Here is a 26,540-nt window from a genome sequence, read left to right as displayed (position 1 = left end):
GTCCTCTGGGTGGGTGAAGGAAAGACGCGGCCGCCGCAGCGCGTTATTGCGACGGTGCGACGTAAGGCGGCATCGCGAGCGTACCGCTCGGGCCGCCGAACTGGAACGTCGGAGAAAGCGGCAGGGTGGTCGTCGTCACGTTCGCTGCCGCCCGTTCCGAATAGTCGCGCGCGGACGATGCCGGCGCGGCCGCCGATTTCGCCTTCGGCGGCGTGATGATCTTCTGCAGATCCGCGAGGCGCTGCGCGGTCGCGCCGCTCGTGCGGCCGAGCGAGCGCGCGCGCTTGTACGATTCGGCCGCGAGGCGCAGGTACAGGTCGCCCAGATTCTCGTAGGCGAGGCCGTAGTTCGGGTTCGCCTGCGTCGCCGTGACGAGCGCGCTGCGCGCTTCGTCGTAGCGGCCGTGCTTCGCGTAGAGCGCCGCCAGGTTGTTGTAGGGTTCCGGCAGTTCCGGATAGGCCTGCGTCAGCTCGACGAACTGCTTGATCGCGTCGTCGTCGCGGTTCAGGCGCGCGAGCACGGTGCCGCGCTTGAACTGCGCCTGCACGTCGCGCGGGTTCGACGCGATGCGCGCGTCGAGCTGGGCGAGCGCCCGCGTCCAGTTCCGGTTCGCGATCGACGCGTCGATTTCCGGCGTGCCGTCGGTGGGGGCGGGCGCTTTCTGCGCAAGGGCCGCCGCGCCTGGAAAGAGCGCGAGCGCAGCGCTCACGGCGGCGGTCGCAACAAGGGTCGCAGCGCTCGGCGCACGGCCGCGGGAAGGTTTCATAGGCTCAAATCGGAATGTTATACTCCGACCCATTCTAACAAATCGTCCGCGCGTTCCGGCGAGCCGCGGATAGTCTTTGCCTCTCGTGGCCGTCACCGCTTCGCTTGCGGATCGATCGCCGCATGTCATCCGAGGAAGCGTACGGCACGCGGCCCAGCCAGAGATCCTGTCGGGTGCCGCATGCACGGCGAGCATCGCCAGGCGGTTTCCTTCGGCTCACTTTCGTCTCTATGGAATCACTGCGCATCTACAACACGCTCGCGCGTGACAAGCAAGTTTTCGTGCCGCGGCAGCCCGGCGAAGTGCGGATGTACGTCTGCGGGATCACCGTCTATGACTATTGCCATATCGGCCACGCGCGGATGGTGGTCGTGTTCGATCTCGTGCAGCGCTGGCTGCGCGCGATCGGCTATCGCGTGACATACGTGCGCAACATCACCGACATCGACGACAAGATCATCCGCCGCGCGGTCGAGAACGGCGAGACGATCAAGTCGCTGACGGGCCGCTTCACCGACGCGATGAACGCGGACTTCGACGCGCTCGGCGTCGAGCGTCCGGACATCGAGCCGCGCGCGACCGAGTTCATTCCGCAAATGCTCGGGATGATCGAGAAGCTCGAGGCGAACGGCTACGCATACCAGGCGGAGGACGGCGACGTCAATTACTCGGTGCGCAAGTTCGCGGGCTACGGCAAGCTGTCCGGCAAGTCGCTCGAGGACCTGCGCGCGGGCGAGCGCGTCGCCGCGAACGACGCGAAGGAAGATCCGCTCGATTTCGTGCTGTGGAAGCGCGCGAAGCCGGAAGAGCCGGCCGGTGCGTCGTGGGATTCGAAGTACGGTCTGGGCCGTCCGGGCTGGCACATCGAATGCTCGGCGATGGGCTGCACGCTGCTCGGCGAGCATTTCGACATCCATGGCGGCGGTCAGGATCTGCAGTTCCCGCACCACGAGAACGAGATCGCGCAGAGCGAGGGTGCGACCGGACAAACTTTCGTCAATTATTGGATGCATAACGGCTTCGTGCAGGTCGATAGTGAGAAGATGTCGAAGTCGCTCGGCAACTTCTTCACGATCCGCGAAGTGCTCGAGAAGTTCGATGCCGAAGTCGTGCGCTTCTTCATCGCGCGCACGCACTATCGCTCGCCGCTCAACTACAGCGACGTTCACCTCGACGATGCGCGCGCGTCGCTCACGCGTCTTTACACGGCGCTGAAGGACGCGACGCCCGATTCGGCGCCGCTCGACTGGAACGAGGCGCATGCGCAGCGTTTCGCGGCCGCGATGAACGACGACTTCAACACGCCGATCGCGGTCGCCGTGCTGTTCGAGCTCGCAACCGAGGTGAACCGCACGCGCGATCCGGCGCTCGCGCGCCAGCTCGAGCGGCTCGCGGGTTTGCTCGGCCTGCTCGGCCGGGCGCCGCGCGAGTTCCTGCAGCAGGCCGCGGGCACAGCGCGCGCAGGCGCGCTCGAGCCGGAAGAGATCGACGCGAAGATCGCCGCGCGCGTCGCGGCGAAGCAGGCGAAGAACTTTGCCGAAGCGGACCGGATCCGGGCGGAACTGCTCGAAGCCGGCATCGCACTTGAAGACAAACCGGGCGGATCGACCGAGTGGCGTCGCGTATGAGCGCGCATGGTCTGTCCCACTGATCGACTCGCCAGGTAGGAGGCTAGATGGCAACGGCCAGGAAAGCGCCGGCTAAGCGTGCGGCGACGCAGCCGCCGATAGCGGCCAAGCGGGCCGGCGCGCGCGCGCCGGCGGTGCACAAGGCGAGCGCGAAGCGCGCGGCGCCGAACGGCGCGGCCAACGGCGCCGCGCACAAGCCGAGCTTGCGCGCGGCGGCCACGAAGTCGCCGCGCGGGAAGGTCGACGGCGAGCAGGTCGCCGATGCGCTGCCGCGCGAGACCGTCGTCGCGGCAGCGGAGCCGGGCGTGCGCAAGGCGCGCGTGTCGGAGGCCGCCGTGCCGGTGCAACTCTCCGACGCCGAGATGGTCGCGCGCCCGCCATACTGGGACAAGGCGTGTGCCGATCTCGTCAAGCGCGACCGGATCCTGAAGAAACTGATTCCGAAGTTCGGCCCGGCGCATCTCGTCAAGCGCGGCGACTCGTTCGTCACGCTCGCGCGCTCGGTCGTCGGCCAGCAGATCTCGGTCGCGGCTGCGCAGTCCGTGTGGATCAAGATCGAGACCGCCTGCCCGAAGCTCGCGCCGCCGCAGATCATCAAGCTCGGCCAGGAAAAATTGATCGCGTGCGGTTTGTCGAAGCGCAAGTCGGAATATATTCTCGATCTGGCCCAGCACTTCGTGTCGGGCGCGCTTCACGTCGACAAATGGGCGACGATGGACGACGAGGACGTGATCGCGGAGCTCACGCAGATCCGCGGGATCGGCCGCTGGACCGCCGAGATGTTCCTGATCTTCAACCTGTCGCGGCCGGACGTGCTGCCGCTCGACGATCTCGGACTCATCCGCGCGATCAGCGTCAATTACTTCAGCGGGGAGCCCGTCACGCGCAGCGAGGCGCGCGAGGTGGCAGCGAACTGGGAGCCGTGGCGGACGGTCGCCACCTGGTATATGTGGCGCAGTCTCGATCCGCTGACGGCCAATGGCTGATTAGGCTATTGCTTTTCGCCATTCGATAGTTGCGACCCGGTCTTGCGTCAGGCGAGCACGGTTAGAATACGCGCTGCCGCAAGACTCAAGGATTTCAAGCACATGAAGACCACATTTCTGGATTTCGAGCAGCCGATCGCCGAACTCGAGGCGAAAATCGAGGAACTGCGTTTCGTGCAGGACGACTCGGCTGTCGACATTTCGGAAGAGATCGAACGGCTGTCGAAGAAGAGCCAGCAACTCACGAAGGATCTGTACGCGAACCTGACGCCGTGGCAGGTGTCGCAGATCGCGCGCCATCCGCAGCGGCCGTACACGCTCGATTACGTGAGCGAGCTCTTCACCGATTTCCACGAGTTGCACGGCGATCGCGCGTTCGCGGACGATCAGTCGATCGTCGGCGGCCTCGCCCGCTTCAACGGCCATGCGTGCATGGTGATCGGTCATCAGAAGGGCCGCGACACGAAGGAACGCGCCGCGCGCAATTTCGGGATGCCGCGTCCTGAAGGCTATCGGAAGGCGGAGCGCCTGATGCGCGTCGCGGAAAAATTCGGGCTGCCGGTCTTCACGTTCGTCGACACGCCGGGCGCATATCCGGGCGTCGGCGCGGAAGAGCGCGGCCAGTCCGAGGCGATCGGCCACAATCTGTACGTGATGGCCGAGCTGAAGACGCCGATCATCACGACGGTGATCGGCGAGGGTGGCTCGGGCGGCGCGCTCGCGATCGCGGTCGCCGACACGGTGATGATGCTGCAGTTCTCGACATACTCGGTGATCTCGCCGGAAGGCTGCGCGTCGATCCTGTGGAAGAGCGCGGCGAAGGCGCCGGAAGCGGCCGAGGCGCTCGGCCTGACCGCGCATCGCTTGAAGGCGCTCGGCCTCGTCGACAAGATCGTCAACGAACCGCTCGGCGGCGCGCACCGCGATCCGAAGGGGATGGCCGCGCTGCTGCGCCGTGCGCTCGCCGATTCGCTGCGCCAGTTCCAGGGCATGAGCATCGATGCGCTGCGCGAGCGCCGCTTCGAACGTCTGATGGCCTACGGCAAGTTCAAGGAAACGACGCCGGGCGCATGAGCGCCGGGTCGTCGACTCACGAGGCGCAACGCGCCTTCTCACGGTGATCCCTCCGCATCAATTTTCCGCCGATCGCGTCGTGCTCGATGCGATCGGCGTCGCGCTGTCCGCGTTGCCGGACGATGCGCGGATCGCGCTCGCGTATAGCGGCGGCCTCGATTCGACCGTGCTGCTGCACGCGGCCGCGCGCATCGCGGGCGCCGAGCGCTGTGTCGCGCTGCACGTGCACCACGGTTTGAGCCCGAACGCCGACGCGTGGCTCGCGCATTGCGCGGAGACGGCGGATGCGCTCGGCGTGCGGTTCGACGCGGCGCACGTCGACGTGCCGCGCGCGAGCGGCCAGGGCGTCGAGGCGAGCGCGCGCGATGCGCGCTATCGCGCGCTCGAGACGATGTGCGTGCGGCACGGCGCGCGCGCGCTGTGGCTCGCGCAGCATGCGGACGATCAGGCGGAGACGGTGCTGCTGCAATTGCTGCGCGGCGCGGGCATCGCCGGGCTGGCGGCGATGGCGCCGCAGTATCGGCCGGCATCGACTGACGTCGTGCGCGTGCGGCCGCTCCTGCATTTGCTGCGCGCGCAGCTCGAGCGCTACGCGCAGCAGCACGCGCTGCGCTGGATCGACGACGAATCGAATGCGAACACGCGCTATGCGCGCAATGCGCTGCGCGTCGACGTGCTGCCCGCGCTCGCGCCGCACTTTCCCGGTTTTCGCGACGCGCTCGGCCGCACCGCGCAGCACGCGGCAGCCGCGCAGCGGCTGCTCGACGACCTCGCCGCGATCGATCTGCGTGCGGTCGCGCGCGAAGACGGCCGCGTGCTGTCGCGCGATGCGCTCGTCGCGCTCGACGACGAGCGCGGCGCGAATCTGCTGCGCTACTGGATGCGCTCGCTCGGGCTGCCGGGCGCGTCGGCCGCGCGTCTTGCGCAGATGATGAAGCAGTTGCGCGCGGCGCGCGACGCGCATGCGCTGCGCGTCGATCACGCGGGGTGGCGCTTGCGTCTTTATCGCGACGACGTTCAATGGGAAGCGGGCGAGGGCGCCGAATCGGCTGCAGCGCAATCCGCCGAGGCGCAAGTGGCCGACGACGATGCGTTCGGCGACGACGCGACCGATGCCGCCCGCGCCGCGTCGCACCCGGAAAGCGTGCTCGTGTGGCGCGGTCAGGAAGTCTGGCATCTGCCCGCATGGCGCGGCACATATGTGTTTCATCCCGCGCATGCGCACGAACACGACGCGGTGCCGGAGGCGCTCCTCGCCGCCGCCGACCTGCATGCGCGCGCGCGCGCGGGCGGCGAGCGGATGCGCACTTGGCAGGGCGGGCCCGGGCGCACGCTGAAGAATCTGTTCCAGGAGCGCGGCGTGCCGGCATGGCAGCGCGACGTGCCGCTGCTGTACGTCGGCGATCGGCTGCTGTTCGTGCCGCGCGTCGGCGTAAACCGCGCGGTGTACGACGGCTCCGATGCGCCGGGCGGCTGGCGGTGCATCGAGTGGCGGCCGGAGATGCTGATCGCATAGCGCGCCGCATCCCGTCGCATGCAGCGGCGGTCGCGAATGCGGTGCCGGGACAAAAACGTTGCGAACCGGCCTGCCGGCGTCCGCGTGGCTTGTCAAGCAGCCGTCGATCGGGTACGCTCGGACGTTTGCTCGGCTCGGTTTTCGAGCGTTTTGTGCAGGTTTTCCGCGTGACGTACCCGGTTTGCGCGGCCTGATCCGCCTTTTCCGGGCAAATCGCCACGCCCGCGTGCTGCGCCCCAGCCGTTCTCTCCGTCGTCCGTCCACAGCCACAAGCCGCGTGACCGAACGGCACCGCGGTCTGTCCAGTACGCCCGTGCGGCCTTTCTTCAGTTCTGAACGACAATGGCACTCATCGTACATAAATACGGCGGCACTTCGATGGGCTCGGTCGAGCGCATCAAGAACGTCGCGAAACGCGTCGCAAAATGGCATCAGGCCGGGCACCAGATGGTGGTCGTGCCGTCCGCGATGTCCGGCGAAACGAACCGTCTGCTCGGGCTCGCAAAAGAGATCTCGAGCCAGCCGAGCCCGCGCGAACTCGACGTGATCGCGTCGACGGGCGAACAGGTCAGCGTCGGCCTGCTGTCGATCGCGCTGCAGGAAATTGGCGTCGAGGCTGTGAGCTACGCCGGCTGGCAAGTGCCGATCAAGACCGACAGCGCGTACACGAAGGCGCGCATCCATTCGATCGAAGACGAGCGCGTGCGCCGCGATCTCGACGCAGGCAAGGTCGTCATCATCACGGGTTTCCAGGGCGTCGATCCGGACGGTCACATCACGACGCTCGGCCGCGGCGGTTCGGACACGTCGGCAGTCGCGGTCGCGGCGGCGCTCGAAGCCGACGAATGCCTGATCTATACGGACGTCGACGGCGTGTATACGACCGATCCGCGCGTCGTCGAAGAGGCGCGCCGGCTCGATAGGGTGACGTTCGAGGAAATGCTGGAAATGGCGAGCCTCGGCTCGAAAGTGCTGCAGATCCGCTCGGTCGAGTTCGCGGGCAAGTACCGCGTGAAGACGCGCGTGCTGTCGAGCCTCACCGATCCGCTGATTCCGCTCGGCGACGAGATGCGCTCGGGCACCCTGATTACTTTTGAAGAAGACGAGACCATGGAAAAGGCAGTCATTTCCGGCATTGCGTTCCAGCGCGACGAAGCGCGCATCGCGGTGATGGGCGTGCCCGACAAGCCGGGCATCGCATACCAGATCCTCGGCCCGGTGGCGGACGCGAACATCGACGTCGACATGATCATCCAGAATCAGAGCGTAGAAGGGAAGACCGACTTCACGTTCACGGTCGGCCGCGGCGACTACCAGAAGGCGATGGACATCCTGACGAACCAGGTGAAGGGTCACGTGAACGCCGAGCAGGTGCTGGGCGATCCGAAGGTGTCGAAGGTGTCGGTGGTCGGCGTCGGGATGCGTTCGCACGTCGGCGTTGCGAGCACGATGTTCCGCACGCTGTCGGAAGAGGGCATCAACATTCAGATGATCTCGACGTCCGAAATCAAGATTTCGGTGCTGATCGACGAGAAATACATGGAGTTGGCTGTCCGCGCGCTGCACAAGGCATTCGAACTCGACCAGGCGTGATGAAATTTCCGTGACGCACTGAAAGAAAATGCGTCGCGGAAATTGACCTTGGCCCCGTAACCCTATAGAATCTCGGTTTCGTCGCGCTGCCTCCCTGGCGCGAGCGAAGGTTTGGGAGACGTGGCCGAGAGGTCGAAGGCACTCCCCTGCTAAGGGAGCATCTGGGCCAAAACCTGGATCGAGGGTTCGAATCCCTCCGTCTCCGCCAGTTACTGGCGGCGGAACCCCGCGAAGTCTAGGCTTCGCGGGGTTTTTGTTTGGCGGTGACTATCAAAGCGACTATCAAAATGCTCGGCGCTTCAAAGCCAGTTCCACACCGAGATCCGGTCAACCTCCATGGGTTCCTGCCCACAAGAATACCTCAGGCGCGGGCGCGATCAGCGTCCCATTTGACCTCGACGCGACGACACGCAATCTTGGCCCGCCGCATTCGTTGGGCCATCCCGCAACCATTCCCCTGTGACTGGCTAGCCCCCTGCTTGGTGAGCCCATCCGCCGCCGGAAATATTTAGAATGGCGATTGCCGGGACGGACCAGATCCATCGCTGGCGGCGCAAGTCGAGGGAGTCAAAGCGACCTGTCTGCGTAATGAGGTTGTTTTCAGGCGCCAAGTAGTTCCACTGGTGATGGTTCGCTGAAGCCAAGCCCGTCGAAGGAAGTTGGCAAGAAATGAGCATAGTGCCGTACGACACGGCGGTGCTTACGGGGGACAGGGACATGAGGTCTGCCAAGCAGGATTACGCTCGCTTTTTGCGATGGTTGCATGAGCCAGAGCGAGGGACGTCTGAGAACATCCGGCGTTTCGCCAACATGGTCCTGGCCGAGTTCGACGCGATCGCGGCCACATCGCAACAACGGAATGCCCGGGCCGCTGCGTTGGCTCGCTTGGCCACAACACCGTTAGGGCGCCCCCACATCGAGGCACACGCTGCGGTTGGAGAATGGCCGTGGCGTCGGCTGAGAGAATTGACAATGGGGCCGTTTCGCGGTTTTCGGCGGGAAGAGCGGTTCGACCTGCGCAAACGCGTCGTCTTATTCTCAACGCGTTGCCAGTTGCGGCCTATGCGGATCTCCACCGAGTTTGCTTCATTGAGAGAAACCGTATTGAAGCCTTTTCGTGCATCGAGGTACCCCCACCAGCGCAACCCGTCGAGCCTGAACAAGATAGAGATAGATATGACTCGCCCACTAAACAACAAAGGAAGGCTCGATAAGGCATGTCTAGGTCGCTTTCCTCAGATCTCCAACGTAAACGGAGGTCGCCGATGAGTGGGCGCTGGAAGACGATTTCGCCGTCTCAGTTTCCATGGGAACAGGATGCGCTCGACTTTGTACAACGAGCGCTACCAAACCGCGAACCGTTTCGGGCCTACAGCAACTTCGAGTTTGTCGCCGATGACGGGAGTATCAACGAAGTCGATCTGCTGATCATCTCGCGCTATAGCATTTTTCTTGTCGAGATAAAGAGCCGACCTGGCGAAGTCAGCGGCGATTCGCACACTTGGATCTGGCGGGATGGCGCACGCGAGTACTTCGACGATAACCCCTTGCTCCTCACCAACCGCAAGGCAAAAAAACTCGCTTCGCTGCTGCGCAAGCAACTCACTGTCCAGAAGCGTCGCACACCTTACGTCCAGTCCCTGGTCTTTCTGTCGGACCCTGCGCAACGCTGTAAGCTTACCGGTCCCGCGCGAGAAAACGTGCATCTGCGGGCTGACATCGCCAACAAATTGTTCGATGAAACAGCCCCGGTCGCCAGCGCACAGCCCATCGACCGCGATCTGGCGACGTCCATCAACCGGGCGCTGGAAACCGTTGGCATCCGTCCGCCTCAGCAGAGCCGGCGTGTAGGTGACTATCAGCTCGAACAGGTTCTTGCCGAGACAGACTTTCACCAGGACTGGCTGGCCAAGCACATCTCGCTGACCAACCTCCGACGACGAGTCCGGCTTTACACCGCCAAGCGCACGCTCAATGCCGCGCAACGCGCCATGCTGGCCGACGCGGCTCGCCGCGAGTTTCAGTTGCTCGAAGGCATACGTCATCCCGGCATACTGCGCGCGTCGGACTTCATCGACAGCGAGCACGGGCCCGCCCTGATCTTCGAATACGAGGAAGGACTCCAACGGCTCGACCACTTCATTCGGGCTCAAAGCGAACAACTCGATCTCTGGCAACGGTTGAAGCTCGTGCGCGCGATCGCCGAAGCACTGGATGCGGCGCACCGCTATCGGCTCTACCATCGTGGCCTGTCACCGCAGACCATCATGGTCAGGACTGTCGGTAACAATTCGTTCGACGTCACCCTCTTCGATTGGCAGATCGCTACCCGTCAGTTGCAAGAGGCCGAGAGCAAGACGACGGGCACGCTCCATGTCGAAATGCTTTCAGACCGTGTGGCGCAAGAGATCTATCTCGCGCCCGAAGCACGCAACGCGCCCCGGCCAGATGCCATCAAGCTGGACCTGTTCTCGCTTGGTGCCATCTCGTATTTCGTCCTCGCTGGGGAGCCGCCGGCTGTTAGCGGCGATGAGTTGGTCATCAAGTGCGAACAGGGTCCGGGGCTCACCTTGTCGGCGTTGGTCAACGGATGCTTGGCTGAAATCGAGGACCTGATCCAGTTTGCTACCTGGCCGTCGCCCGATGATCGATTCAGCTCGACCAACGAATTCCTGGGTGCGCTAGACAAGGCCGAGGAGGCGCTTGAAGACGCTCTGACCGCACCGGCATCCCCTTTGTCGTCGCCCCTTGAGGCCAACACCGGCAATGAGCTCAACGGCTTTGAAGTCCTGCGTCGACTGGGCAAAGGCGGTACCAGTCTGGCCCTCGAGGTACGGCGGAAGAGCGCGGGACAACCACGCCAGGGAGTCTTCAAGATTGCGTTGGAGCCGGAGTACAACAATCGGCTCAAGCAGGAAGCCGAGACCCTGGTCAGACTTCAGCCCCATCAGAATATCGTCCAGTGTTTTGAGCGGTTTGAAATCGCTGGACTGGCAACCTTGTTCCTGTCCTCCGCGGGAGAGGAAACGCTGGGCGAACGCCTGCGTCAAGAAGGGCGCTTGGGTTTGGACCTGCTGCAACGGTTTGGCGAAGAGCTGATTTCCGTTGTGGAGTACCTTGAGCGAGAGGGCGTGCCACACCGGGACATCAAGCCAGATAACATCGGTATTCGCCCGGGGGCAGGAAAACGACTCACCCTCACCCTGTTTGACTTCTCGCTGGCGGGTGTGCCCGCTACCGACTTGAGCGCGGGCACACGGGTCTACATGGACCCGTTCTTGCGCAAACGCGGGATGTGGGATGGCTATGCTGAGCGCTATTCCTGCGCGCTAACCTTGCACGAGATGGCCACCGGCACACTGCCCGAATGGGGCGATGGCAGCGCCGACCCGGCAACTCTGAAGTCTGAAATCGTTCTGGACTCGGAGCGCTTTGATGCGTCGATTCGCAAGCAGGCACTCGACTTCTTCAGCCGGGCGCTAGCCCGCGATCATCGCAAGCGCTTTGACAACGCCGAGCAGATGTTGCGCCAATGGCGTAAGGTTTTCGAGAACGTCTCGCGTCCTGTCACGACGCATACGACGCAACCTCCGCAAAGTCAGCTGCCCTTCGGCGAAGAACCGGCGGCAGGTGGAATGACACAGGGCACCCCCCTTGAGTCGTTGGAGCTGGATTCGCGTCATCTCGAACTGCTGGACCGGATCGGCCGCGATGAGCTGGCTACCGCGGGGGATCTGGCCGATTTACCTCGCAATCGGCTCTACAGGCACCGGGGCATTGCACTGGCTGTAGCACGTGAACTGCATCAAATTGCCGACCGGCTGCGACACCAGTTCAGCGGTGGCGCGGCCAAGGATGACCAGCCCGCGGATACCACCGTGGCCAAACTATCGGTGGATGCCGCAGCCGCTTTGCTCGTGCCCAAGAAAGGCGATGAAGCCCAACTCAAGGTACTGGAGGGATGGCTTGGCTTGAGCGCGCAGCCAAGCATTTCGCCGTTGCAGGAGGACTTGTTGCTCTCGATGGTTGAGCGGATGTCGCGTCAGCCAGAGATCACCCACCTTCGAGACGACGTGGCCCTCGTGCTGGCCGGTTTGGGCGGCATTGCGACCGTTGGCGAGATCGCCACCGCGCTGCTGGCCCGCCGTGGGAGCGTGCAAACAGGTGCGGCCCGACACAGCGAAGCCGAAGCCCTGACGCGGGGCGTCATCACCGTCGAGCGAACCAAGCAAGCCGCCCGCTGGCAACTGGTAAAGCGCGATGCCAACGTTCGCCCGCTCGTGGAAGCACCGCAAGTGGACGATCTGGTGGTCGCGACCCTGGCCAGCAGCGGCGCTGCGGGACTGTTTCCGTCGGCACCAGAGGTTCGCGCCAGTTATGCCGTGGAACTCGGCAATGCAGCTGACCGTCTGGCCCAACAAGACCCGCTGCCTTCGTCGCAACAGGTGGCCGACACTTTGGCGCGCATACCGGCGCCAGCTGGTGATGCAGGATTAAGCTCAGAGCGATTGATCCGTCTGGCCGCTGCTTGTGCTCGACAGGCGGCTTTGTCCTCACGTCTGGAATTTTACCCGGCACAGTTGTCTGCTGCACGCGCGGTCAAACTGGCGACCAACTCATTGCTCGGTTTGCGTCAGTTCGATTTGGAGACCATCCGGCGCCGGATTTTCGCTCGCTACCCTGAGGCCGAGCCGCTGCCCGGCCCCACAGAACTGGAGCAACTACTTAAGGATGCTGGTCTGGAAGTGAAGTGGGATGGCGCCAAGCGCGCCTTCGTCACGCTCTATTCGGCAGGCGTCATTTCGGGCACCACGCAGATCACCCCCTTTGGCACCAACAACCGGCCGCGCACGGCGACCGCGCCGGATGTGCAGGCTGCTCTGCAGATCGACGAGCGCATCAAGCATGCCTTGAGCAGCGGCAAATTGCTCACCTTGTCTGTCGACCCCAAGGGCCTCGCGATCGCGCAGCGTGAACTAGCGCAGCGCTTTGGACTAAAAGTCATCGATTTCGACGAGGTCGCGCTCGTGCTGCTAGAGGCGCAGGCCCAGGAATGGGACGTGGACTGGAACATCCTGCTGGCCGCTGATGCCGCGCCCGTAGGTTCGGTGGATGCGCAGAACTTCGCCACCGTTCTCGGCGAAGTTTGGCCCAAGGTCGAAGCGCAACTCCTGCAGGACGATCAGCCGGGCTTGCTGGTGAATCTCGGCTTGGCGGCACGCTGGCAGAAGATGCCCCTGTTCGCCAAGCTTGCCGATGCCTGCATGTTCGGCAAGCGTCCGCCGCTGATTGCCTTGATTGCGAGTCCGCTGACGCCCGACAACCGACCCGTGCTGGATGGCGAAGCCGTTCCGGTCACCATCAACACCACAGATTATGGTCGCATCCCGCGCGCCTGGCTTGAGAACGCCCACCGTACACACGGCGGCGCCGCCACGACGACCGGTACGAAGGTAAAACCAAGATGATCAATCGCACCAAACTGCTAGCGGACCTCAAGCTCCAGGTTCGAGACCTGGAGGCTGACCTCCGGCAACGCTTCGCTACTAACAACAGTGAATACCGGTCGCGCCTTACCGCCGATTGGCAAGCCGCGCGTGACGCCGGTCGCACATCAGAGGACGTTGCCATTTGGGCTGAAGCCCAATTCACGCAATCGGCGGTGGCATGGGTGCTGGCCTGTGTGTTCGTGCGTTTCTGCGAAGACAACGATCTGCTCGACGCCCCGTTGATCGCCGGCACCGACAGCCGGGGACAAACCGCCGTGGCACGGCAGGAGGCCTTCTACTTGCAGAACCCCACGGCGTCCGACAACGACTACCTGCGCGACGTGTTTGCCGTGGCTGGGCGGTTGCCGGGACTGTCGGACGTTTTGAAAGTTCAGCGTAGCCTACTGCTCGCTCCCGTGTCGGCCGACATGGGCAAACAACTGGTGCGCTTCTTCCGCGCTGCCAATGCGGACAGTGGCGCATTGGTGCATAACTTTGCCGACCCTGACTGGAACACGCGCTTCCTGGGCGATCTCTACCAGGACTTGTCCGAGGCCGCCCGAGAACGCTATGCGCTGCTGCAGACGCCCGAGTTCGTCGAGTCCTTCATCCTGGACCGCACCCTGACTCCGGCGCTCGACATCTACGCTTTGGAAGAAGTCGACCTAATCGACCCGACCTGTGGTTCAGGGCACTTCTTGCTCGGTGCCTTTGAACGGCTGGCCCCACTTTGGCTGCGCAAAAGGTCAGACAACGTCAAAGTGGCTTTGCAAGAGGCGCTGGACCGCATCGCAGGCATCGACCTGAACCCCTACGCGGTGGTAATCGCCCGGTTCCGACTCCTGGTGGCCGCACTCAAGATGGCTCAGGTGCACAAGCTGCGACTTGCGCCGGACTTTCATCTTCATATAGAAACAGGCGACAGCCTGTTGCACGGATTCGATCAGCGCGATTACACACGGGCGCAAGTTTCGCTCGGGCTGAATACGCCGCAAGAGAATCTGGCGACGGCTGCCGATCATATTTATCGGCACGCGTTTGCGGCAGAAGATTTGACCGCGACCAATCAGATCCTAGCGCGAAAGTACGCTGCTGTAGTCGGCAATCCGCCTTATATCGCGGTCAAGGATCGCGCCGTTTCAGCCTTGTATCGAGAGCGCTTTTCCAGTTGCCATGGCAAGTACGCCCTCGTCGCACCATTTTGCGAGAGGTTCTGGGCTTTGGCAAAACCGGTCGACAACGCGCAGCGAGCAGGCTATGTCGGCCTAATTGTTGGCAATGCTTTCATGAAGCGCGAGTTTGGAAAAAAGCTGATTGAGGCATTCTTTCCAGCGTTTGACCTCACCCATGTGATTGATACCGCCGGCGCGTATATCCCAGGGCATGGCACACCAACTGTCATCATGTTTGGTCGAGCACGCCCACCTGCAAACAACGTGATCCGCGCAGTGATGGGAATTAAAGGAGAGCCGTCTACTCCTGCAGATCCAGCTCAAGGCGTAGTGTGGCAGGCGATTATCAATCAGATCGATCGGCGGGGATCTGAATCCGAATGGGTTAGCGTTACAGATACCGAGCGATCAGTGTTCTCTCGACATCCATGGAGTATTGGTGGCGGAGGAGCCTCCGAACTTAAGGCCGAAATTGAAGAAAATGCGGCCGGTAAGCTCAGCGCGATCACGGATGAAATGGGAATCGTCAGCGTTAGTGGCGAGGATGATGTCTATTTAATCGAACACAGAGGAGTGGCCGAACGGCACGGAATTGAATCGGTCCGTGATCTTGTAACCGGGGATCAGGTTCGAGACTGGGGTGCCTCTGGACTTGCTGCTGTTTGGCTTTACGACAGCGATTTCAAACTGCAATCTATCGAACACGCCCCCAAGACACATCGCTTTCTTTGGCCCTTTAGGACCAACCTATCCAAGAGAAAACGCTTTGGGACACCCATGCTGGAGCGTGGATTGTCTTGGTACGAGTGGCAGGAGCTTTACTCGTCAAAGATTCGATCACCCTTGACTATCACCTACGCCTTTGTCGCGACACACAATCACTTCGTCTTAGAGCGTGGCGGAAAGGTATTCAATCGATCAGCGCCGGTCATTAAGCTTCATCAGACCGCAACTGAGGATCAGTATCTTGGAGTACTTGGCATTTTGAATTCGTCCTTGGCCTGCTTTTGGGCCAAGCAGGTATTTCACAACAAAGGAAGTACGGTTGATCAGCACGGGGCCAGGCAAAGAACTGATGCCTTCGAAGATTTTTTCGAGTTCACATCGACAGGACTTGGCAAATATCCTTTGCCGGAGATATTCCCCTCGGCAACAGCAAAATTGCTGGATGAATTCGCCCGCAATTACGCTAATGGTTTGCCAAGCGAGATAATCAATTCAGCGATTCCAAGCCGTCAACATCTTGATGCAGCAAGAACCATCGCGGATTCGAATCGCGAACGAATGATTGGCTTGCAAGAGGAACTTGATTGGGAAATCTACAAGCTATACGGACTAGTCGATGAAGACCTTCGCTTTGATGGCGATGTACCTGAAGTAAAGCTTGGGCAACGTGCATTTGAAATTGCGCTGGCCCAGGACTGCGCAGCAGGAATAGCGACCACGACTTGGTTCGAACGGCACAGCTCGCAGCCGATCACCTCTACGCCAGCTCATTGGCCTGCAGACTACGGTTCCGTGGTCCAAAGGCGCATTGCCGCAATTCGGCGCTCGCGAGACTTGGCTTTGATTGAACGTCCGGAATTCAAACGGCGCTGGGCTAGCGAGGACTGGAACTCGCTCGAAAAGGCTGCCCTTGAACAATGGATACTGAAACGTCTGGAAGCCGCTGACCTCTGGCAGCGCGACGTCCATCCCGCCCCCAAATTGCGTGCGGTTCGCGAGCTTGTTGATGCTTTGTCTGGTGACGAAGAATTCCGGCGCGCGCTGGACTTGTATGCAGGCAGCGGCAGCGACGCGCACGCGACCGTTGTGGCACTGGTGCAGCAGGCCAGCGTGCCCTATCTGGATTCGCTGCGTTACAGCGACAGTGGCTTGCGCAAGCGCGCCGTCTGGCAAAACACTTGGCTGATGCAGCGGCGCGAAGACGCGATCGATGCGGAAGTGGCCCTGCGACTGGCTGAAGAGCCGATCGAGGTCATCAAGGAGGAGCAGGCGCGACGAAAAGCGGCGGAAGTGGGAGTTATTCCCGTCCCACCAAAGTACAAGCAGGACGACTACCGCGACGGCGTGTACTGGAAGTTGCGCGGCGCTCTGGATGTTCCGAAGGAGCGCTTCGTCAGTTTCCCGGGCTTGGAGCGTAGCAACGACGCCGGAAGCCCGATGCTGCTGTGGGCCGGCTATGACGCCAAGGCCCGCGCCTTGGCCCTGACGGGCTACCTGTACGAGATGCTGCAACGTGAAGGCGCCGATGCGGCGCGTTTGACGCCTGCGTTGGCCGGTCTCGACGAGCTGCTGCCCTGGGTACACCAATGGCACCCGGAGGTCGATGACGACCTGGGCATGAGCACCGGCGACTACCTACAAGGCCTGCTCGATGCGCAGTTGGCGCAGCATGGGCTGACGCTGAGCGCAGTACGCGGATGGCGACCCCCAGCGCCCGTTCGTCGCACACGCGGCAGGCGGGCCAGCGCTGCTGCCCAGGCCTGATCTGATTTACTGAATACGAGAGACACAACAACATGCCAAAACTGCGCGAGATATTTGACTTGCCAGAGCAGGTTCACCAGGGTGACTTTGTTCTTCGCCTCACCGATGGCCTGAGCGCCCCTGCGGAAACCGTGCGCGACTACATCGCCACGCCCCAGTTGGTGAAGTGCTTCGATCAGGCGCTAGGGGTGGTCAAGGGCGCGATCGACAGCAGGATGAGTAAGGGCGCGTACCTGCACGGCAGCTTCGGTTCCGGTAAGAGCCACTTCATGGCCATCTTGTCGTTGCTGTTGCGCGGCGATGCCACAGCTCGTGGCAAGCCCGAACTGGCCCCGGTGGTGTCCAAGCACAACGGCTGGACGCAGGGCAGGAAGTTCCTGGTCGTGCCGTACCACATGATCAATGCCGAGACGCTGGAATCGGCGCTCTTCTCTGGCTACGCTGAACTCACGGCCCGCTTGCACCCGGAAGCACCCAGCCCCGGCTTCTACCAGAGCGAAGGCATGCTCAACGATGCGCAGAAGCTGCGTACCCAGATGGGCGACGAGGCCTTCTTCCGCACCTTGAACAGTGCAACCGGCGCGGCCAATGGGGGTGGCGGTTGGGGCCGCGTGACACAGACTTGGGCGGCGGCCCGCTTCGAGGCCACCCTGAAAGTGCCACCCGGCAGCCCTGAGCGATTCCAACTCGTCGGTGCGCTGACACGCGCGTTCTACGGCAGCGTGAGCCATTTGTCTGCCTCGCAGCGCGAGATGTATACCTCGCTCGACGAAGGCTTGGCAGCCATGTCGCACCACGCCAAGGATCTGGGCTACGACGGCATCATCCTGTTTCTGGACGAATTTATTCTCTGGCTGGCCAGCCGGGCGGCCGATGTGGCCTGGATTGCCCGTGAAGGACAAAAGGTCGCGAAGCTGGTTGAGTCAAGCAACGCGGACCGCCCGACACCCATCATCAGTTTCATGGCTCGCCAGCGCGATCTGCGCGAACTGGTCGGCGAGCACATGCCTGGTGCAGAACAGTTGTCGTTTGCCGACACACTGCAGTATTGGGAGGCCCGCTTCGACAAGGTGAATCTGGAAGATCGCAACCTGCCAGAGATCGCCAAGAAGCGCTTGCTGCGCACGCGCGGCCCAGCAGAGGATGCCCAGCTCAAGGGTGCAATCAATAAACTGCTGGGCAGCCAGCCCGAAGTGCTACAAACCCTGCTGACGCGCGACGGCGATCAGCAGATGTTGCAGGACCTGTACCCCTTCACGCCAGCACTGGTTCAGACGCTGATCGCCGTATCGTCGATGCTGCAGCGCGAGCGCACGGCGCTCAAACTGATGCAGCAGATGCTAGTGGATAAGGCCGATACGCTGGAAATCGGCGACGTTATCCCGGTGGGCGATCTGTTTGACGTGATTGCTGATGGCGACGAGCCTTTCACGCATGGAATCAAGCTCTTTTTCGAGCAGGCCAAACAGCTCTGGCGGCGGCGTCTGTTGCCGATTCTGGAAACCCAGCACGGCGTGACCTGGGAAGACATCGAATCGGGCAAGGTCGACCCCAAGAAGGCGGCAGCGCTGCAAAACGACGCCCGTCTGCTCAAGACCTTGGTGTTGGCGGCTTTGGTGCCCGAAGTTGAAGCCCTAAAGAACCTGACGCCGACCAAGCTGGCGGCGCTGAACCACGGCACGATTCGCACGCCAGTGCCCGGCAGCGAGGGCATCACCGTGCTGACCAAGCTCAAGCGTTGGGCGGGTCAGGCCGGCGAAATCAAGATCGCCGACGACTCGCCGAACCCCATAGTATCGGTGGAAGTCGCGAAGGTGGACACCGACGCCATTCTGGCCAACGCGATGTCGTTTGACACGCAGGGCAACCGCCAGGCAGAAGTCAGGCAGTTGATCACCGATGGCTTGGGCTTAGCCGATGTCGGGTCGAGCCTGCTGCCACCTGAGATGGAGATCAGCTGGCGAGGTTCGCGTCGCAGTGCGGAAATCCTGTTCGGCAATGTCCGTGAGCAGTCCTTCGACACGCTCAAGGGGCGTGAAGGAACGTGGCGCATCCTGATCGACTTCCCGTTTGATCACCAACCCGAACACGGCCCGCAGGACGATGTGGCCAAGATCAACGGATTCCTCAACGATGGCCGTGTCGGGCGCTCGGTGGCCTGGCTGCCGTCTTTTCTGTCACCCAACACCCAGGACCAGTTGGGGCGGCTGGTGGTCATCAATTTCGTCCTGCGTGGCAACAACCTCGACCAGTACGCCAGCCAACTGTCGCAGACAGATCGCGAGCAGGCACGGGTGCTGCTGACGAATCAGCGGGATCAACTACGCCAGTTCATTCGCAACTGTCTGTACACGGCCTATGGACTCAACAGCGTTGCCCAGGAGGCGCTTGACCCCGCACAGACAGTCGACGAGCACTATTTCAGCCTCGATCCGTCGTTGGTGTTGCGCCCCCCAGTAGCGGCAAACTTCAAGGATGCCTTCGAGAAGTTGGCCGAGCAAGCGCTGGACTATGAATTTCCAGCCCACCCACACTTTGATGTCGAGCCCAGGCCGATCGCGGTGAAGCGCCTCGCTGAATTGATGGTGCTGGCAGCCCAGAAGCCTGCCCATCGAGTGGAGCTCGAAGCCTCGCTTCGGGACGACGCCAAACGCATTGCGCCCAAGCTTGATCTGGCCGAGGTTGGCGAAGCGGCGCTGCAGTTGCGTGATGACTGGTCCCAGCACTTTGCTCGACAAATCGCGCAGCAGTCGGGCCGTGAGCCCACCGTGACCGACCTCCGCCGCTGGCTGGATCTTCCCGACCGGCGCGGCCTGCGCGAAGACCTGCAAGACCTCGTGATCCTGACTTGGCTGGCTAAGAGCAATCGCTCCTTGTACCGCTTCGGTCAGCCGTTCAAAGGCGAAATTGGCAATGTGCCGAACGAGTGTGAGGTGCGCGAGCAGCCCCTGCCGACAATAGCCGAGTGGGACAAAGCTACAAGGCTCGCTGGCGAAATACTGGACCCTGTCATGGCAGCGCTGTATCGCTCAGCGCCGGGCCTGGTGGAGTTTTCTCGCGCAGCGCGTAAGCGTGTGACCGATACGGCACCGCATTTGCTGAACTACTTGCGCGTGGTCGAGCAGTTGATGACCTTGGTGCAGACCGATGCTGTGGCCACGGGCGAACCCGCCCTTCGCAAGACAGGTGCAACGCGCCTGCGTGACTGGTTTGCGGCCATGGAGTCCAGCAGCTCTGAGATTGACCTCGTCAATATCGTGTCGAGGCTTGATTTCAGTACCGAAGAAGTCGCCGAAGCTAAGGCAGTACTCGGTGGGGTCCAGGCGCTGGCGCGTGTTGAGGCCAAGCACTACCTGGTTAACAGCCTGCGCTCGATCGCGAGCGGCAGCGGTGAATTTGCGCCACGTGCCAACCAGATTCTGGAAAGTCTGGCTCACGCCGTTCTTCGCTTCGAATACGTCGATGGACTCCAAGCTGCCGTCACCCAGTTCGAACGCGATGCAGGAACACTGATGGCCGATGTCGCCAACCGCGCGACGCCACCGACCCCGCAGCCTCAATCAACTCCGGAGCCGGAGCCGGGCATGAAAGCACCGCAGCGTATTGAGCGTGCCAGGCTGATAAAGACTGATGCCCTGAAGGCATTGGCCGATGCATGCAGGTTGCTTGAGGAGCTCGGCGAGGTCAGTGTGGATATTCAGATCGTGATTCGGGAGCAGGAATGAAGGTCCCGGCGCATCAGATCAGTCTTCAGGCCAAGCAGGCCCACGAGGCGGACCCACCAGCAAGGTTCATCCTGCTGCGACTGCCGCCAGATGCCTTTGCTGGTACGGCGGTGGATGTGAACGCGGAGAGCTGGCCAGTCTCCGCATGCAGCTCGCCGCTTTCCGTTCGTGACGCCATGCGTCGTCACTCAACCAGTACGACCCCCGTTGTCCTGCTCTTCTCTGGCGACGAGAGTGACCTGGGCTCTGACGTGCTGGCCCGCTGCGCCAAGCGGCGCGCCATCACACACGACCTTTGGCAAACGGTATTGGTGCTTTTTCGGGCGGCGCACATTGATCCGCGACTGGCCCGCCACCGCTGGTTGGCTGAACTGCTCGTGCGATTCATGCCCGCAGAGGGATACACCCCTGTCCGGTCACTCGTCTTGGATCAGGACCGCGCCTGGAAGGAGCTGTTCCGCGTCGTCCTGGGCTTCGAGTCTTATCCGCCCACCGAACTTGACCTGTTGCAGTGGGCTGGTGATGTCCAACGGCGCGAGCAATTCAAGACACTGGAAGACACCGCACGTCAGGAGACAGTCCAACGACTACGTGAAACGCTGGGAGACTTGGTGAGCTTCGTCTTTGCGGCCATCGACACGGGCAGCGCGGACGAGTTGGTCGCCATCGCCATGCTTTGTGAGGCATTGGAAGACAAGACCGCCAGCACAGAAGCCAATCGGGCAAAGGTCGCTGCTCGTTTGGAGGTTCTGTTCGATGGACTGACGATCTCGTCGCATACCACGCATCAACTGGCCGGGGCGGCCGACGCCTGGTTTGACCGTGCCACTGAGGCAGCTAAACAGCAGCAAGTTGCACGGTACGAGTCCTTGGTGATGCAGCTGAAAGCAGAGTCACTGGCGGCGCACGCCCGGTATGGAAGCGCAGCACTGCGTGAGAAGACGAAGGCATTCGCAGGCGCATTGAACGAACTCAACTTATCCGAGGCAATCTCGCGGTTTGGACTCCTGATGGCCCATCGTGGGCCGGTACTGAGCAGGCGCTCTGAGCTTCGATGCAAGATGGCTGTGCGCTTGGTGAGCTGGCTCACGCAGACTCCCAATGTCTTTCCCTCGGCATTGAACGTGCTCGCCGAGCGGTATAGGAACGAGATTGCGTGGGTAGATTGGGCGCAGACGGTACTGCTGGAGGGCGACGACTCTGCTGAATTGGCGAACGCCTATGGACTGCTGCGCGAGAACACGCGTGCTCGACGGGACTCGTTCGATCATAGGTTCGCCGAGTCGCTGTCAGCAGATCAACCAAACGGGACTTCGTTGATTGCGATTGAGGACGCGCTCGACAGGTGCGTCGCACCGGTGGCCGTGGCCGGTCGCAGCTTGCTCATCGTGGTGGATGGAATGAGCATCCCCGTTTTCCTTGAGCTGCACCACAGCCTGACCGATCATGGCTGGGTTCAGTTTGAGCGCGCCGAGGGGGCATGCTCCACCTTGTTGGCCATGTTGCCGTCCACAACGGAAGCGTCTAGGACCTCGCTGCTTTGCGGTGTTGCTTGTGCGGGCTCCGCGTCGACAGAGAGGTCAGCGTTCAGTGCCTATCCGTCCCTTGTCGCTCCTTCCGTCGCGGGCAAGCCGCCGGTCATTTTTCACAAGCGCGATTTGCTCGACAGTTCTGGCGTCACCCTTTCGGATGATCTGCGAACGGCCTTAAGCGACCCGCGGCAACGGGTCGTCGCCGTTGTGATCAATGCGGTGGACGACCACCTGATGAAATCTGACCAGCTGCGACTTCGCTGGGACATTGCACAGTTCAAGGGATTGGACGCGCTGTTGGCAGAAGCGCGCTCCTCTGACCGAGCCGTAATATTCACAAGCGACCACGGCCACGTGCTTGACCAGGACACGATGCAGCAGGGGGCAAGTCCGAACGCTCGATGGCGCGAAACGAATCTGGAGTCCTATCCGGGCGAGATTGTCCTGAAAGGCAAGCGAATCAAGGCGGCCAGTGGCATGGACGAAGTTGTCCTGGCCTGGAGCAGCAAGTTGCGCTATGCGAGCAAACGAAACGGTTACCACGGTGGTTGCGCACCTGCCGAATCGCTCGTTCCGATCGCCACGTACCGCTATGGCACCAAAGCTGTAGACGGCTGGAGCATTCGCGACGAAGTGGCTCCCAACTGGTGGCAGGCGTGATCCAATGCAGCGACTCGTGGGCGCCATGACCGGAAGCACGAAATCAGGTGTGGCGATCCCGGACAAGCGGTGGAATATGATCCGGGCCGCCAAGGGCTAGTTTTCGCTCGCCACTGAAGCGGTGATCGCCGAGTGAATAAACCGGGCAATTTCTACGAAGGCTGGCGCCGGGAGTCAGTGGAGAGCGATAAAGAGAGGTACGGGTTGTTTGGCGGAATTTCAACGAATAGCGACGAAGCGTTGGCAAGCAGATAGCCATGCAGTCGCCGGCTTTTGCGAGGGCCAGTGACTTCGCATGTCCAGATGTTCAAGCCGCTATTTTGCTTGCAGTGCAGACCAAGTCGCTCGAAGCGTTTCTGCACCCACGTCCATTCGGTTTGCTGCTCCTGTTTGGCAAATCTGGCTACGTTGGGATGCTCCTGGGCGTAGCGTTGGAAAATGCCTGGACTCACGAGAAAGGTCGTGCCAGCGACTGTATGCACAAGCGCTTTGGCATCGTTGATGACCAAGCGGCGTGTCTGGATGCTGTTCCGCAACCAGCTGATGAAATGTTCGCCAGATGGTATCGCTCCGCCAGATGGCGTGGAGGCAGACGAAGGCTCGGTTGGCGGCTGTCCTTCCGCGATGCCACTCGATGGCAGTGTCGGTACGTCGTTGCTAGCAATCGCTCGAGGCGATGTCGATGGATCGTTACCAGCCTCTTCGACAGGTGTCGGTAGCGTGCCGCCGAGCAGGTCGAGTAACGCATCGATCGTATCGGATGCGCGGGAGGGTGCAGGAGATGCCGGAAGTTTCGTTGCCGGCGACGGTGATGGGTTGCCAGTAGACGGAGCAGCAGGTGTCAGCGGCGTTGTTACGGCAGCATCGCCGACAATACCCGTGTCTTGCTCTACGCGTACTGTACCTTCAAATAGCGAAGGTTGATTGTCAGTGTCCCAGATCGAGGCAGGCGCGACCTTGAGGAAGGTAAAGCTCTGCGTCCAACCGTTCGAGCTTGCCACCGTAGCCTTCCAGATTGCTTTGTTCTCCGCGGTCGATTGTACGATCCCGTGCTCTTGCAGCACATCGAACAAGGTCGGATTGCTTTCGGGAATGCCTTCAATGCCCTGAGACAGTAGATAGGCGCGTAGCTTGTCGGCGACGGTCTTGCTGACGAGCCACAAGGCATCGTTCGTCAACCAGCCGTCGGAGGCCTGCGGCTGATTCAATTTGAGCTCGTCGCGAACGAGATGTCGCAGCCCGTCGAGCATCTTGCGCTGTAATGCCTGTTTCGGTGCGAGCAACGCCTTCTGCGGATTGCCACCTAGTTCCTGCGCGACGGATGCCTGGTCGGCTTGCGTGACGAGTTCGCCGAGCACGCCGGCCTGGCCCTTGTGACCGGCAAGCACATAGAGCAATGCGGACCATAGCTCCGGGAATCCGCTGAGCCAGTCCATGATGTGGCGATCGAGCATCCGCGTGTAGAGCAATCCGGCGGCTGCTTCATGCAGTCGGTAACTGCGATCCTTGCGATACCGGAAGCGATAGGGACGCGTGACTGGCCCGTGCCACGGACACCAGCGTTCACCGTTCGCATATTCGACATCGATATCGACAGCGACCTTGCCAACGTCATGGAGCAACGCCGCGTAAGCGATCGCCGCTGTCCACGCTTCGGCCTGTGCTGCCTGCACTTCGGGCGGCGCACCCACCGGAAGCAGACGCGACTGCCGCAGCTTCAGTGCATAAGCTACGATTTCCAGCCCGTGGTCCAGCATGCCGCCGGGGTACGCGTGGTGATGACTCTCCGAGGCCGGGAACTGCTGGACCAGCGTTGCGTAGCGTTCGATCGGCGTGCGATAGAGCGTGGCGAACTGCGCACGCGACAACGACGTGCGCTGCCAGATATGTTCCAGCAGTTTCTGCCGACGCGGTGTCGCAAGTAGCGTCGCCGCCGACTCTGGCCGCAGCAGCTCTTTCGGTGCTGCCGCAGGGGCGGGAGCCGGGGAGGGCGGTGGAGCCTTTTCCTTTTGACGATGGAACAGCGTGAACATGATCGAATCGATGGTCTGGTAGCCGGTGGCCTTTTGCCTTTTCACCGTTTCGGGTAGGGCCATTCCCCTTGTGCGCCATTCCCTTGACGCCCTTGGCCTTTTCGCCCTTGCCGCAACCGTTTGGAGATACATCCGAACCCGTAGAACATGTCGCAGACAATCGGCATCGGGGCCTCCCTTTTTGTTGGTGGATCGGTGGTGTGGACGCGTGCGATCGGGGTGGTGTCACCGTCGCGCCAAGGGCATCACCACGAAAATTTCACGCCCTCCATTCAAAGATTTGAGAAATGGGCCGATATCCGGACGGCCTGACCGGGGAACATTTCAGGCATCACCACATCTCGCCAAAGGGGCACGGAATGGGGAATGGAGGGTGGAGAAGCGACTGGCTGAAGCAGCTTGCCGTCGCGATGGGATACGCGTTGACTTACATCGCCATGCATCCCGTCTCGGATGGTCACTGGGCACTTCGATCCGGGTTGCGTCTGTCCTGTCTGCTGGTGATGCCGTACCGCTACTGGCCGGCGCTTCTTCTCGGGGAGGCTTTGCCGAACGCGTACGAAGTGTGGCCCTGTCGGGACCTGTATGGACTTGCATTCGTTAGTGTCCGTTGTATTCCGCCGATCCTGCTCGCCATGCCGATCGTTGCGTGGTGTCGCCGTACGATGCGATTGTTCCCAGCGTCGCATCTCGTCGATATGAAAGTCCTGATGCTATGTGCGCTGACGGTGACGATGATCGGGACGGTCTACAGCTACCTGGCGATTTCGTTTATTCACACGGCATCGTTCCGCGCGAGACCCGTGATGGCGGTGGGGTATTTCATCGGCAATTACATCGCCATTCTCGGGACGGTGCCGGTGGTGCTGATGATGAAGCTGGATGCTCGTGCTGAGGGGTGGATGAACCAACTGCACCGCGTCGTCTCCAGTCGAATGGCGATTGATGTGGCCTTGTTCGTCGTGCCATCGATCGCCGTGTTGTCGGTGGTCAGTCTTCACGGCGACAACGATATGCGGCAGATCGCACGGATGGCCATGTTTCTTCCGGTGGCGTGGTTCACCCTGAAATACGGCTGGCGTGCGGCGGTCGTTGGTGGAGCCCTCGCCGTCGTCAGTACATGCCTCACGACGGAGTCGCGTCCTGATCCGCAGATCCTGGAAGCGCAGGCGTTCATTGCGCTCGCGATCACCTGCCTCATGGCCACGGGCGCGCGGATCAGCGTCCAGTTGCGGCAGGATGAGCTCAAGCGACGTGAGGGCATCCATCTTCAGCGGATGGCGAGACAGGGCCTGCGGGTGGCTGAGCAGCGGCGACGACAGACGTCCGAAGCGCTGGAATATCTTGCCGGCAGTTTGTATCTGACCAACAGCCGTTTGATGCAGCAACTGCGCCGGGTCGTGCCCAGTTCGGACATGGATGCGTACCAGCGGCAGCTGGCTGATACGCAGCAACGCGTGTACGCCCTTGCGGAAAGTTTGCATCCCGTAGCATGGAGAGACAGGGGATTACCCGCGGCGCTGAGTCAAACCATTGCGCGTGCCTTGGACGAAGCGGGGATTGCCTACCGCTGTGTGATCAGCGGACGTGGCTTCGCCCGTATGTCGACGTCGGTGCTGGGTGCGGCGTATCGAAGTGCCTGTGAAGGGGTCGTGCTGGTCACGAGACGACTGGCGTGCTCGCGTGTCAGTGTGATGTTGCGGGGCGGTGAAACGCGCGGAAAGCGCTGGCTGGTGCTGCGCGTGGAAGGTTGTTGATGGCGGCGTAAAACCGCGCTTAAACGGCGGCGCAATGCTGAGTAATTTTCTCAAGTACGCAGGGGCCCTCGGGCCCCTTTGACGTGTTGCGACGGCGGTACCGTTCAGAACGGCGGGTC

Annotated in this window: 12 protein-coding genes, 1 tRNA gene and 1 pseudogene; 11 read left to right on the top strand and 3 right to left on the bottom strand. The window is 61.8% G+C overall.

Annotated elements, in window-relative coordinates; all coding sequences use genetic code 11:
* Positions 1-43: 43 nt before the first annotated feature.
* On the bottom strand, positions 44-766 hold the full coding sequence (locus tag WS62_RS31430; protein ID WP_066494534.1) for a tetratricopeptide repeat protein: 723 nt from the start codon (positions 764-766) through the stop codon (positions 44-46).
* A gap of 230 nt (positions 767-996) precedes the next feature.
* Between WS62_RS31430 and cysS the strand changes: the two genes are divergently transcribed.
* From cysS to tilS, 4 genes are all read left to right on the top strand, one after another.
* Positions 997-2,394: a cysteine--tRNA ligase gene (gene cysS / locus WS62_RS31425; RefSeq protein ID WP_066579379.1), complete on the top strand. Its 1,398-nt coding sequence runs from the start codon at positions 997-999 to the stop codon at positions 2,392-2,394.
* Between the two features lie 47 nt (positions 2,395-2,441).
* Positions 2,442-3,380 carry a DNA-3-methyladenine glycosylase family protein gene (locus tag WS62_RS31420; protein ID WP_066579376.1) on the top strand — a complete coding sequence of 313 codons (939 nt, stop codon included), beginning with the start codon at positions 2,442-2,444 and terminating at the stop codon, positions 3,378-3,380.
* Positions 3,381-3,482: 102 nt separating this feature from the next.
* Positions 3,483-4,454, top strand: coding sequence for an acetyl-CoA carboxylase carboxyltransferase subunit alpha (locus tag WS62_RS31415; protein ID WP_066579374.1), 972 nt, complete (start codon positions 3,483-3,485; stop codon positions 4,452-4,454).
* Between the two features lie 43 nt (positions 4,455-4,497).
* The gene (tilS, locus tag WS62_RS31410) at positions 4,498-5,970 is read left to right on the top strand and encodes a tRNA lysidine(34) synthetase TilS (RefSeq protein WP_066579370.1); all 1,473 of its coding nucleotides are present in this window, start codon (positions 4,498-4,500) and stop codon (positions 5,968-5,970) included.
* 123 nt (positions 5,971-6,093) lie between these two features.
* Here tilS and WS62_RS35665 read toward each other — a convergent pair.
* A pseudogene (locus WS62_RS35665) lies at positions 6,094-6,330 on the bottom strand (hypothetical protein); the annotation flags it as partial.
* On the opposite strand from WS62_RS35665, the gene WS62_RS31405 reads away from it, so the two are divergent.
* The 6 genes from WS62_RS31405 (at position 6,313) to pglZ (ending at position 22,631) form a co-directional block, all read left to right on the top strand.
* Complete coding sequence (locus WS62_RS31405) at positions 6,313-7,563, top strand: aspartate kinase (RefSeq protein WP_066494519.1); 1,251 nt, start codon at positions 6,313-6,315, stop codon at positions 7,561-7,563. The pseudogene WS62_RS35665 and the gene WS62_RS31405 overlap by 18 nt on opposite strands.
* Before the next feature lie 114 nt (positions 7,564-7,677).
* Positions 7,678-7,771: transfer RNA gene (locus WS62_RS31400), tRNA-Ser, on the top strand.
* A gap of 1,057 nt (positions 7,772-8,828) precedes the next feature.
* Positions 8,829-13,031, top strand: coding sequence for a BREX system serine/threonine kinase PglW (pglW, locus tag WS62_RS31395; RefSeq protein ID WP_066579368.1), 4,203 nt, complete (start codon positions 8,829-8,831; stop codon positions 13,029-13,031).
* A complete protein-coding gene (gene pglX / locus WS62_RS31390) occupies positions 13,028-16,714 on the top strand; it encodes a BREX-2 system adenine-specific DNA-methyltransferase PglX (RefSeq protein WP_066579365.1) in 3,687 nt (1,228 codons plus the stop codon). The genes pglW and pglX overlap by 4 nt, the downstream gene beginning before the upstream one ends.
* A gap of 32 nt (positions 16,715-16,746) precedes the next feature.
* A complete protein-coding gene (locus WS62_RS31385; protein WP_066579362.1) occupies positions 16,747-20,439 on the top strand; it encodes a hypothetical protein in 3,693 nt (1,230 codons plus the stop codon).
* Positions 20,436-22,631 carry a BREX-2 system phosphatase PglZ gene (gene pglZ, locus WS62_RS31380; RefSeq protein WP_066579360.1) on the top strand — a complete coding sequence of 732 codons (2,196 nt, stop codon included), beginning with the start codon at positions 20,436-20,438 and terminating at the stop codon, positions 22,629-22,631. Before WS62_RS31385 ends, pglZ begins: the two co-directional genes overlap by 4 nt.
* Before the next feature lie 152 nt (positions 22,632-22,783).
* Here pglZ and mobH read toward each other — a convergent pair whose 3' ends face one another.
* Entirely contained in the window at positions 22,784-24,664 is a 1,881-nt protein-coding gene (gene mobH / locus WS62_RS31375; protein ID WP_066579402.1) for a MobH family relaxase, read from the bottom strand.
* A gap of 287 nt (positions 24,665-24,951) precedes the next feature.
* On the opposite strand from mobH, the gene WS62_RS31370 reads away from it, so the two are divergent.
* Positions 24,952-26,421 (top strand): MASE1 domain-containing protein, encoded by a 1,470-nt coding sequence (locus WS62_RS31370; protein WP_066579358.1) that lies wholly within the window; start codon positions 24,952-24,954, stop codon positions 26,419-26,421.
* Positions 26,422-26,540 lie beyond the last annotated feature (119 nt).

Source organism: Burkholderia sp. ABCPW 14, assembly GCF_001523835.1.
Taxonomy (GTDB): Bacteria; Pseudomonadota; Gammaproteobacteria; order Burkholderiales; family Burkholderiaceae; genus Burkholderia; species Burkholderia mayonis.
This window is presented reverse-complemented; position numbering and strand designations above follow the sequence as displayed.